Raw genomic sequence first — 10,952 nt, 5'->3', positions numbered from 1 at the left:
TCCCCCACCACCACCCACGCCCTCGACACCATCGACCCCTGGTGGAACCCACCCTGGCCCCACACCTGGCAACGCACCTACCAGCAGACCAAGGTGCACCAGCTCAACGGTCAGGACCACTCCCCCACCCTCCAACGATGGACCGAGCAGCAACGCACCCGCTGGAACACCCTCCACCCCTCCCAGCAACACCTCCTCACCACCATCGGCATCCACCCATAGAACCGACAACACCACCGCTGTCAGACCCATACGGAACAATCCCGCCATGGGCGAATCCCTCGCGACACAGTTCCTGAGCGCGGACCTCGAGACGGCCTGCCCCGCCTGCGGCTACCTGATGTGGGTCCGCTACTCGGAGATCGTGGCCCAGACCGCCGTGACCTGCCCCTGCTGCTACACCCACATCTGGCTGGTCGACGAGACCGGAAGCGCGCAGAACGCAGGCGACGCCATCCAGCAGCAGATCACACAAGCTCTGAAAGGCCTCTTCCGGTGAAGTACCAGCAACGCCTCCAGGTCGCCGTACGCGAACGCCTACGCAAACTCATGACCGCTCCCTACATCAGTGCCGGCCACGAAGTCCATCTCGCCGTCACCTGGATCAACAGCCAACCCGCCCTTCGAGGCATCCTCGAAGAGGCGTCCCGAGCAGAGCCAGGCGTCGACCGAGACCGGTTCCGTACCGGGCTGACCGGCAACGCCCCGTTCATCTGGCCCAGCAGGACCGAAGAGGGGCGCGCGACACTCATCTGGGACCTGATGCAGGCCATAGCCAAAGCAGACGCAGACGACCCATCCGCCGGGTGGCGGACAGCGAGCGCGTACAGCAGCGAAAGACGCCACCAGGACAGCTGGCGGGAGTTCGCTGAGGATGTCCTGCAGCCTCTGTTCGACTTCCTCAGTGAACGCGTCGGTGCCGAGAGCAGCATCCTGCACACCCTCGAGCGCTACCGCACACGCACCGAATGGTTCGACCGCGAAGAGCTATACACGCGCTTCACCGCCGACACCGCCAACGGCGAAGAGGTCTACAACCTCGACCTGCAGCGCTTCCTCTTCCTCGAAGGCGACCACATCACCCACGCCAAACCGCGCTCAGCCTCCGGCGAAGCCGACCTCGTCGGGGACCTAGACGGCCGTGACCCCCTGGTCTGCGACGGCAAGATCTTCGACGGCAAGAGCCGCGGCAAGAGCTACCTCGTCAAAGGCGTGCACCAGATCATCAAGTACGCCCACGACTACGGGCAGCACACCGCCTACCTCGTCATCTACAACATCACCGACAAACTCCTCGAGCTGCCCACCGACGGCACCCCCGGCGCATGGCCCCCATACACCGAACTATCCGGTGTCCGCGTCTACTTCATCCACGTCCGCGTGGCGCCACCCACCACCACCGCCAGCAAAGCCGGCAAAGCCACCCGCGTCACCCTCACCCACGACGACCTCACCAACCCCGACACCACCTGAGCCGTCCCATCAAGTAGCAGCTCACTGAAACTGCACGCCGCTCGATCAACCTGCGCACCCACGTACGCAACAGGCCAGGAGGACACCGACCCGCCCAGCCCCACAATCCGAGCACCCCAGCACCACGAACATCACCCACAAGAACTGAGAAACCCCAGCTCACAGCCACAGCAACAACTCAGAAAAACTGGGCGACGACACGCGTCCAGCAGTTGGAAAAGCTCGGCATGGTGTGGAGCCACTTCGACGTCGCATGGGAGGAGGGCCTCGCCGCGGCGCGCGGGTGGGCTGAGGAGAACGGGCACCTCCTAGCGCCGCTGGACGCCACCTACCAGGGGTACCGGGTAGGGATCTTTTTGAAGAACGCGCGAGCCGCCGCCCGCCGGGCCGCCGAGAACGAGCAGCGGCGTGCCGAAGGACTCCCGGTGGGGTCGTCGGCCAGCGCACTGTCGGACGAGCGGCGCGAGCAGCTCGAGGACATCGACCCGTCGTGGTGCCCGGCCTGGCCCGTGGAATGGCAACGCGCCTTCCACCTCACCCGCCAGCACCTGGACGAAGGTGGCACGCTGCCCACCGCGCCAGGCATCGTCGTACGTCAAGGCGAGGACCTCGGGCGGTGGATCAAGGCCGTGCGCTTCGGCTGGGACAAGCTCACCGGCGTCCAGCAGTGGATGTGCGAACACATCCTCGGCATCGAGCCCGCCACCGAGGACGAAAAGCCCAAACCGCGGACCAGCCAAGCCAACAAATGGGCCCTCAACCTCGCCGCCGCCCGCCAGTTCTACGAACGCGAAGGACACCTACGAGTACCCCGCAAACACGTGGAGACCATCACCGTGGGCGGGGACGGCGGCGAGGACCAGGAGGAACGGGAGCTCCGGCTGGGGGCATGGATCAGCAATCAACGCTCGCGCGCGGCGACGCTGTCGCAGGACCGGCGCGAGCAGCTTGCCGCCATCGGCATGCGCTGGACGTAGCGGGCAAGCGCAGCAAGGGGGCTGGGCAGGACTTCCGGCCGACCGGCCGGAGCGGATTTCTTGTACCTACCTCGCGCTTCCTCATCGACCGGCGCACCGCTGGCGCCGCGGCGGATCTCGGCAAGCTGCCGTCGTCTGCCGGGCATCAGCGGTTGCACGGATCGAGTCCGTGGTGAGCAAGGCCGAGTGGATCCAGTCCTGTTCCTCGTGCGCGATGCGGTCGTTCGGCCGTCTTTGCGCGCCTTTGCCGGAGGAGAGGAAGTGACGGGAGGCTGTGGTCTCGAAGCGGCCGTCCAGCTCTATCGGCTGATACGGGACAGCAGGTTCACGATCCGGGTCTGCACATCGGCGCTGGTGGAACGCTCAGCCAGGAAGAGGACTGTCTCGCCCGACGCCAGCCGAGGCAGGTCCGCCCTGTCGACCCCGGCCGTATAGGCGACCAGCGGCGTGCGGTTGGGCTGCCCGTTCGCACGCAGCCAGTCCACAGCCCCGGCCCGCTTGTGGTGCACCTGCATCAGATTCACCACCACCAGATTCGGCTGCATCTGTCTGGCGAGCATGATCGCGTCCGCATCGCTCGCGGCCCGCACGACCTGCATCCCGCGCCGCTCCAGCAACGCGGTCAGTGCGAACGCAATCTCCGCCTGCTCCTCGACCAGCAGGACCCGCGGCGGGTGCACCTCGCGGTCCCGAGGCGCGAGTGCCTTCAGCAGGACGGCGGGATCGGCACCGGAGGCCGCCTCGCGCGGTGCATGCCCCAGCCCGGCCGTCACCATGACCGGAATGTCAGCGGCCACCGCTGCCTGACGCAGCGACTGGAGTGCTGTCCGGGTGATCGGCCCCGTCAGGGGGTCCACGAACAAGGCTGCGGGCTGCGAAGCGATCTGCGCGTTCAGCTCCTCACGCGAAAAGACGGCCTGCGTCCTGTAGCCGCGCTCACTCAGCGTCTGCTGCATGGAGGCCTGCGGTACCGGCCACGCCAGCAGCCGACGCTGATCGCTGGCCCGTTCAAGGAGCGAGTCGCTGTCTGTGGCCGAGGTGGTGTCCGGCTCGGGGCGTCGTTCACGCCTGTTCGTCGACGAGACCGTGGCGTTCGGTGGCGACGCTCGCTCGCCCAGCGTGCGTACCGTCAGCGGGGCGGGTGAAGACTGCTTCGGTACAGGTTGCGGCGTCGCGTGCTGTAAGGGCGGACGGGGCTGGCTCAGGTTCTGTGGTGCACGGTCGCGGGGGCGGAGCAAAGGGCCGTTGCTTTGGGTGATGCTCGAGGGTGGCTGGGAACCGGACTCGGAGCGCGCAGGGTCGTCGAGGTCGGGGTTTGGGTCGAGTGGCTCGGGGTGTGGGTCGCGTGGCTGGTGGCCAAGGACGTCGTCGACAGCGGTTTTGATGCGTGAGGAGACGGCTGCCAGGCTGCGCAGCATGTGGTGGGCTTCGGGCCACAGCTGCCCGGCCTCGTCGGCCGCTAGCGCAGCGAGTTCGCGGTGCAGTTGGAGCAGAGGGGCACGCAGGGATTCATTCAGCAGGGTCTCCAGTTGTCGGCATCGTTTCTCGGCTGTGTCTTTCTTTTCGGCGAAGGCGTCGAAGGCCCGCCGGTCGGTGAAGGTCATGACGGCGCCGAAGAGCTGGTCCCCGTCGCGGACCGGCGAGGTCGTCAGATCGACCGACACCTTCTCGCCGCTCATGGACCACAGCACCTGCCCCCGCACACGGTGCTTGCGCCCGGAGTGCAGGGTGTCGGCGAGCGGCGAGTCGGAGTATGGGAAGGGCGAGCCGTCGGCGCGTGAGTGCAGCATGACTTCGTGCAGTTGTCTGCCGGCGAGATCGCCGGCGCGGTGTCCCAGGAGGCGTGCGGCGGCCGGATTGACGAGAACGATCCGCCCGTCGGTGTCGGTTCCGACAACGCCGTCGGACACGGCCCGCAGGATCATTTCGGTTCGACGTAGCGACCACGCCAGCTCGGCCTCGGTGTCGACGGTGCCGGACAGATCACGTACGACGAGTATCAGCAAGGCGCCGTCGGTCAGGCCGTAGCCGTCATGGGTCTGCTGCTCGTTGGCCAGGTACGCGCTGGTGACCTCGACCGGGAACGCGCTGCCGTCCGTCCGCCGGGCAGTCATACGCGCCGGACTCGTGCGGCCGGGCGATTCCCTGTGGTCGGGCCGGTGCATGGCGCCTGGGATGAGCCGCGGGTCGAACTGCGGCAGCAGATCGAGCAGCCCGCACCCCACCAGAGGTGCGCCCGGCATCTCGAAGGTCTGCAGGGCGATGGTGTTGGCGTTGACGACGGTTCCGTCGGCGTTGACGAGCACCAGCGCATTGGGAAGCGCGTCGAGTACGGCTGCGAGACGAGCAGTGCCTCGGGATGGCCTGAGCGACGGCTTCGCCGGCCCTGCTGTCTGGGGGTCGATCAGGTTCGCGATCTCGGACGGAGGCGCACTGTCCATAGGCGTCGGCCACTTTTGCGTGTCAGGGCTTCGTCCGTGTGCTGCGCACCACATCTGGGCAATGGCGGTGAGGACTTGCGCTGCGTTCTCATCGGCGCGCACACAGTGCGCGCCGATCAACTCAGCCAGCCACCACTCCGGGCCGTGAACCCTGCGGCCACCTAGATGGGCATTGAGCGAAGACTTGTTCACCATTGCGGCGTTGGGATGATTTACTTCCCTGACGTGCCTGATGAATGCTTCACGCGTGCCGTGGATTTCCAGTATGCGCCTTTCAAGAAGAATAATCAGCGCCAGCAGCGGGCGATGAAACCTTTCTCGAAGTAATGCGTTCGACGCTTTTACCTCCTGCCGCCTGTCATCTCGAATCCGTGTGAGCCACTCAGGGTCACACTGGGTCCGGATAAAGTCTTCCAACTTGCTGCTGCGCCCGGCACTTCGCTTTCCGGCAACGGATTGTTGTTTCGCGTTGTCGCGCTGAGCTTCAGCACTGCCTTCGCTGTGCACTATTTGTTGCCTCATTGTCGTTCGGACCCGAAACGAGCTTTCTCTTGTTGGCCGAAACTTACTGACCTGCATGTTGCCCATTGTCGCGCTCGCACCGACGACAGTAATCGGCGTTAATGGAGCCTGTGACGGCAACCCGGGAAGACCTCGATGCCGCAGACGAAGTGATCGCACCTGCGCAGTGCACGCCTGCACACCGGTGTAGAACCTGTCATATTCGAACTTTCGGAAAGGGATCCGGAATGACCTCCTGGCCGCCCCATGAGATAGCTCCCCCGCTGGGCACGACACGCACGACGGCGCACCGGGGCGGATCTGCTCGCATCGGGGGTCGTGTGAAGTGACCAGGCTTCAATTCATCACTCTGCTGCTTGCCGTGTCCGCGGCCATCAATCTCGGATGCGCCTCGGGGATCGTGGCGGTCTACGCCGGGGCCGGCACCGCACAAGCAGTGCTCACCGGCGGCAGTACCGTCGGCGGTGCCATGATGCTATTCCTCGCCGGAGTGGCTGTGTACCGCCGAGGGCCCGCTTCACCGGATACCGGTCAGGCCTGAATAATCGCCACACGCAGATAAACCAACCCTGCTTGCTGTGGCTGCTGTCGCATGCAACACCCGGCCACAGCCACAGCAGAGCAATTCGGAAAGGGCAAGGTCCCTTTGGGCGGGCACGATTCCAGGGCGCCCGCCACACCGGGCCACAGTCCGCGTGATCACGCTCGCCTCACTCACCGCAGTCGGCAGTCCGGAGCGGCAGGCCTGTTGGCTCAGCACAGAAGCATGCCGCAGGGCGCGGGAGCGGTAGGGGGCAACAAGCCCACACGTCACGGCGCGAGGTTCGGCAACGGCGGGGGATGCGCAGAGGGAGACTTCTCGTCTTCAAAGAGTGTGCAGTTGGGTCTGCTGACCTTCCGAGGACTCAGCGCGGGGTCCGTTGCTACTGGCGGGTGGTCGTGTAAACGTGTCTGCGCTGGTCCGAGCAGTAGGTGCAGAACGTCTCCTGAGCGCGCACGATCACGTCGCAGCGGCGGGTGCGGCACCGGGAGGACAAGGTGCGCGGGTTGTCGAGGTCTCCGGTAAACAGCCATCTGGCCCTGTCCCACTCCCCCGGCCGCCACTCGGGATCGACGTGGGCACGCAGCCACGTCTCCCACGACTTCCTCGTGGCTTTTGTCGGTGCGGCGAGTCCGACCGCAGGCGCCACAGCGTTCACCGCCCGCGCGGCGTCCGAGGAACCGGTGCTCCGCCGGGTCGCGGCGCGCTTCCCCGGCCTGCCCGCGGAACTCGCCGCGACACTCGCACAGGACGACGACGAGGAGGTACGGATCCGGCTGGCCCGCCACCACCCACTGGCTCCGCCCCACCTCCTCCTTGACGTCTTCGTCACCCACCCGGCAAACCGTCCGCACCTGCTGACCCTGCCCGCGTTCCCCCGCACCGGCCGGGCCCACCTCATCGGCCACCCTGACCCCGCCGTACGGGCCCTCGCCGCAGCCGACCCCATCCTGCCCGAACCCCCCGATCGAAGACCCCGACGAGTCGGTACGCCGGGCAGCTGCCGCCAACCCGAGCCTGACGCCGGAAGCGCTGGAGGCCCTCCTCGTCGACTCGCGCACCGCAGAGGGCGCCGCGGCCAACCCGTCTCTCCCCGTCCCCCGCATGCACGCACTCCTCGACCGCTGCCCGAGCGACACCGCCACCTCGCCGTCGGGCGGACACCGAGGGACGACGCCCTCCTGGATCACAGGTTCGGCAAGCTCCGTCGGCCATCGGCCGACGCCGGAACGGTCACTGACAAGGTCTGCACCGCGACCAGGTCCTCCGCCGTGATCCGGTCAGCGACCTCCGGGCGGCCCCCCCACCCGCCAGATGCTCGAACCGGCTCCCGGTGAACGGCGCCCCGCCGGGCGGCAGACCGATCCCGAAGTACCGTCGCAGATCACCCATAACACGCTCTGCAACTCAGCAGTACGCGCAACCACTGCCCCACCGGCGAGACAACGACGTTCCATTGGAAGAGATCACACGAACCCCTCTTTCATGAGGCGAGCAGTGGCCTGAATCCCCCACCGCCCATCTCGGGCCGGAGGAGCGTGGGAGCTCCACACCTGGTGCGGGGTGTGGAGCCCAGCTCACTCACCGGAAGGGACCGTCGGTCGCGAAGGCGTGGGCTGCAAAGCGCTTGCCCATTCGACGGTATGCGGCGGCGGTGGGGTGAAGGCCGTCGGCCAGGTCGTCCGCCTCGTCCGGGCCGAGCAGCTCGCGTCCGTCGAGATAGTGGAGGTGGGGATCGGACGCCTGTCGTGCCGCAGCGATCCGGGCCAGCTCGGCACGGACCACCGTCAGCGACAATGCCCCGCCGGCCACATCGGCCGGGTCGCCCAGGGCAGCGAGCCTCCCGTCCGGGCCGGTCGCGGTCGGGCCGGGGGCCTCCTCCAGGGCCGGACAGCTCACCGGAGAGATCAACAGCAGCGGGGTGTCCGGGTGTCCATCCCGGATCGTGTCAAGGAATCCGTGTACCGCCGGGCCGAACGTCCGCAGTCGGAAGGCGGACAGGCTCACGATGTTGATGCCCACCTTGAGGCTGATCAGGTCGGCGGGCGTATCTCGGATCGTCCGGGCGACATAGGGATCCAGCAGCGCGTTGCCCGCCTGGCTGAGGTTGATCACCTCCACCCCTCCGAGCGCAGCTGCCACCACCGGCCAGGTCCCGGTCGGGCCGTCGGCCTCGATGCAGTGGCTGAGGGAACTGCCGTGGTGCACCCAGCGGCGCCGCCCGTCCGGCAGCGGTGCCAGTACGTCACCGTCAGCGCGCAGTGCCACCAGTTCCGTTGGGGTCTGCTGTGGCAGCCACAACTCGACGCCCTTCATGCCGGCCGGCAGCCCGGTGAACCGTACGGTCCCCGGCTCGCCCGGGATGAGTCGCTGTACGGCCCCGGGGCCCGCCATCCGCAGCACGTTGCCCACCGGCGCCTGCTGACGCCCGGCCAAGGCGCCGTCCACCAGCAACTCCAGCATCCCGGTCGGGCGAGGGTGGGGGTCGGAGTCGAGCTGGCCGGTGGAGGTGAGTACCTCCAACTCCAATGCGCGCGCATCGGTGCGGAACACCAGCCGCACCCCCGAAGGCATCACGGTCACCCCATAGACCGACGGGTCCTGGTACTGCTCCTTGGTCCACGCGGGCAACCTGCGCGGCATCACCCCTGCCTGTGTGGTCTCCAGGTCCAGCGCACCCCGTAACTCCACCGGCCCGCCCACCAGCGGAACCGCCCGCATCGCCACCGTCACCGCTGCTGTCCCAGGTCAGCGTGGTCCGGAGCTGACATCAACCCGGCGCCTTCGTGGCTCATCGACGCCCGCCGAACTCCCAGTCGTGGACCTCGATGTCCGCGTACCGGTCCGCAGTCAGGACGGCTCGTGCCGTGTCCGGATCCGGGGCCCTGAGCAGCACCGCCGTACCCAGCCAGGTGTCGCCGTCGTCGGACAGCAGCGGCCCGTACGCGACCAGCTCGTCCCGGTCGAGCGGCAGGGCAAGGTCAGCGGCCGGGCCCTCGCCGAGGCCGAGCACCAGGTACCGGTTGCCACCGGTCCGGCCACCGGGGAAGTCCCACATGGTGCGCCCCAGCACGTTGCGCCACCGGCGCAGCAGCACGTCCCGGTACGCGCCGGCCTGGTAGTTGGGCTCGTCGAAGGCGAACCCGCGGGCAGCGGCGGGATCGGGCAGATCGACGATGTGCACGCTGCCGGCGGGTGTTTCACCATCATCGGCGAAGGTCGGGCCGCGAGCAATCAGCTCCTTCGCGAACCGGTCCATGCAGGACCAGTGCTCCTCCACCAACTCCTCGCGTAACGCGAGGGAGCCGGGCCGGTCACGGTGGCAGCAGAAAAACTCCATGACCACAGACCCTTCCCCGTCAAAGGCACCATCACAACTGGCTTTCCGCAACGATGACCCCGCGCCCCAAACGAGGCAGCACCCCACCCCGTCAAACGGCGCAGCCATCACGGCCGCGCGCTCACAACCAAGTGGCACGTCAGGGGGAGACGGCCACCGACTACGACCCTGGCGGGTCTCCCTGCAACTCGAAAGACCCGCCAGGCTCGTGTCGTGGGCCGACTCAGTGGTATGTCAGCAGTGCTTCTGCTGGACGAGGCAGCCGAGGCCCTTGCCGTTGACCTTCTCGCCACAGCGGACGGCGCCGTCGATCATGGAAGATGCATCGATGACCAGTGAGAACGTGTCCGAGCACGAGGCTGCCGGGTCGGCAGCGGCGGTGTCGGCGAAGGCCTGGACGACCAGCTGATCGACGAGCTGGTGAGCCGTGCCCAGGCCGAGGGCCTTCAGCTGACCGGCGAGGGCGGACTGCTGCAGCAGTTGACGAAGCGGCTGCTGGAATCCGCCCTCGAGGGCGAGATCACCGATCACCTCGGCTATGACAAGCACGATCCGGCGGGCAAGGACGGTGGCAACTCCCGCAACGGCCAACGATCCAAGACCGTGCTGACCGACGTGGGGCCGGTGGAGATAACCGTGCCCCGCAACCGGGACGGCTCCTTCGAACCGAAGATCGTCAAGAAGCGGCAGAAGCGCCTGACCGGCGTCGACGAGATGGTCATCCCGCTGGCCGCCAAGGGCCTGACCACCGGAGAAGTCCAGGCCCGCCTGGCCGAGGTCTACGGCGCCGAGGTCCCCCGGCAGACCATCTCCACCATCACCGACAAAGTCCTGGACGGCATGGCCGAATGGCAGAACCGCCCCCTCGACGCCGTCCATCCGGTGGTCTTCATCGACGCCATCCACGTCAAGATCCGCGACGGTGCCGTCGCCAACCGGCCCGTCTACGTGGCCCTGGCTGTCACGGTCGAGGGCCGGCGCGAGATCCTGGGCCTGTGGGCCGGGGACGGCGGTGAGGGCGCCAAACACTGGCTTCACATCCCCAACGAGACCAAGAACCGCGGCGTCAACGACGTGCTAATGCTGGTCTGCGACGAGCTCAAGGGCCTGCCCGAGGCGGTCGAGACGGTCTGGCCCCGCACCATCGTGCAGACGTGCGTGGTGCACCTACTGCGCAATTCCTTCCGCTATGCCGCCCGCCAGGACTGGGACAAGATCGCCAAACCCCTCAAGCCCGTCTGCACCGCACCAACCGAGGAGACCGCCCTGGAGCGGTTCGCGGAGTTCGCCGACACGTGGGGCAGGAAGTATCCGGCGATCGTGAAACTGTGAGAGAACACCTGGGAGGAGTTCACCCCGTTCCTCCGGTTCGACACCAGGATCCGCCGCATCGTCTGCACCACCAACGCAATCGAGTCGGTGAACGCGCGGATACGACAGGCGGTCAAGGCCCACGGCCACTTCCCCAGCAAGCAGACCGCGCTGAAGTGCGTCTACATGGCGATCATGTCCCTCGAACCCACCGGCAGGGGCCAAGCCCGCTGGACCATACCCTGGAAGACCGCGCTGAACGCCTTCGACATCACCTTCGACGGCCGACTCTCAGCAACCCGCCAGCAACCCAACCACCCCAGTTACACCGCCCGTTTGACAGACCC

General features: G+C 67.2%; 7 protein-coding genes and 2 pseudogenes. 5 read left to right on the top strand and 4 right to left on the bottom strand.

The window, feature by feature from the left end; all coding sequences use genetic code 11:
- From AOK23_RS28945 to AOK23_RS28930, 4 genes and pseudogenes are all read left to right on the top strand, one after another.
- Positions 1-222, top strand: a pseudogene (locus AOK23_RS28945) (helicase associated domain-containing protein); the annotation flags it as partial.
- Positions 223-268: 46 nt separating this feature from the next.
- Positions 269-499 (top strand): hypothetical protein, encoded by a 231-nt coding sequence (locus AOK23_RS28940; RefSeq protein WP_055715555.1) that lies wholly within the window; start codon positions 269-271, stop codon positions 497-499.
- Entirely contained in the window at positions 496-1,473 is a 978-nt protein-coding gene (locus AOK23_RS28935) for a hypothetical protein (RefSeq protein WP_055715554.1), read from the top strand. The genes AOK23_RS28940 and AOK23_RS28935 overlap by 4 nt, the downstream gene beginning before the upstream one ends.
- A gap of 212 nt (positions 1,474-1,685) precedes the next feature.
- Complete coding sequence (locus AOK23_RS28930; protein WP_420823760.1) at positions 1,686-2,450, top strand: helicase associated domain-containing protein; 765 nt, start codon at positions 1,686-1,688, stop codon at positions 2,448-2,450.
- A 299-nt stretch (positions 2,451-2,749) separates the two neighbouring features.
- On the opposite strand, the gene AOK23_RS28925 is transcribed toward AOK23_RS28930, so the two are convergent.
- The 4 genes from AOK23_RS28925 to AOK23_RS28915 all read right to left on the bottom strand — a co-directional run bounded on the left by AOK23_RS28925 (position 2,750) and on the right by AOK23_RS28915 (position 9,294).
- Positions 2,750-4,756, bottom strand: coding sequence for a PAS domain-containing protein (locus AOK23_RS28925; protein WP_055715553.1), 2,007 nt, complete (start codon positions 4,754-4,756; stop codon positions 2,750-2,752).
- Between the two features lie 2,384 nt (positions 4,757-7,140).
- Positions 7,141-7,230, bottom strand: coding sequence for a hypothetical protein (locus AOK23_RS50445; protein WP_240496611.1), 90 nt, complete (start codon positions 7,228-7,230; stop codon positions 7,141-7,143).
- A gap of 305 nt (positions 7,231-7,535) precedes the next feature.
- A complete protein-coding gene (locus tag AOK23_RS28920; protein ID WP_055715556.1) occupies positions 7,536-8,675 on the bottom strand; it encodes a GDSL-type esterase/lipase family protein in 1,140 nt (379 codons plus the stop codon).
- A 70-nt stretch (positions 8,676-8,745) separates the two neighbouring features.
- Complete coding sequence (locus tag AOK23_RS28915; RefSeq protein WP_055715552.1) at positions 8,746-9,294, bottom strand: YciI family protein; 549 nt, start codon at positions 9,292-9,294, stop codon at positions 8,746-8,748.
- A gap of 328 nt (positions 9,295-9,622) precedes the next feature.
- On the opposite strand from AOK23_RS28915, the pseudogene AOK23_RS28910 reads away from it, so the two are divergent.
- Positions 9,623-10,952 (top strand): annotated as a pseudogene (locus tag AOK23_RS28910) (IS256 family transposase); the annotation flags it as partial.

The sequence above is a fragment of the Streptomyces torulosus genome (assembly GCF_001419765.1).
GTDB classification, from domain to species: Bacteria; Actinomycetota; Actinomycetes; order Streptomycetales; family Streptomycetaceae; genus Streptomyces; species Streptomyces torulosus.
This window is presented reverse-complemented; position numbering and strand designations above follow the sequence as displayed.

Bases quoted from the DNA above. Each gene is read 5' to 3' on its own strand.
- AOK23_RS28940 (WP_055715555.1), top strand. From the start codon at position 269: ATGGGCGAATCCCTCGCGACACAGTTCCTGAGCGCGGACCTCGAGACG.
- AOK23_RS28915 (WP_055715552.1), bottom strand. From the start codon at position 9,294: ATGGAGTTTTTCTGCTGCCACCGTGACCGGCCCGGCTCCCTCGCGTTA.
- AOK23_RS28920 (WP_055715556.1), bottom strand. From the start codon at position 8,675: ATGCGGGCGGTTCCGCTGGTGGGCGGGCCGGTGGAGTTACGGGGTGCG.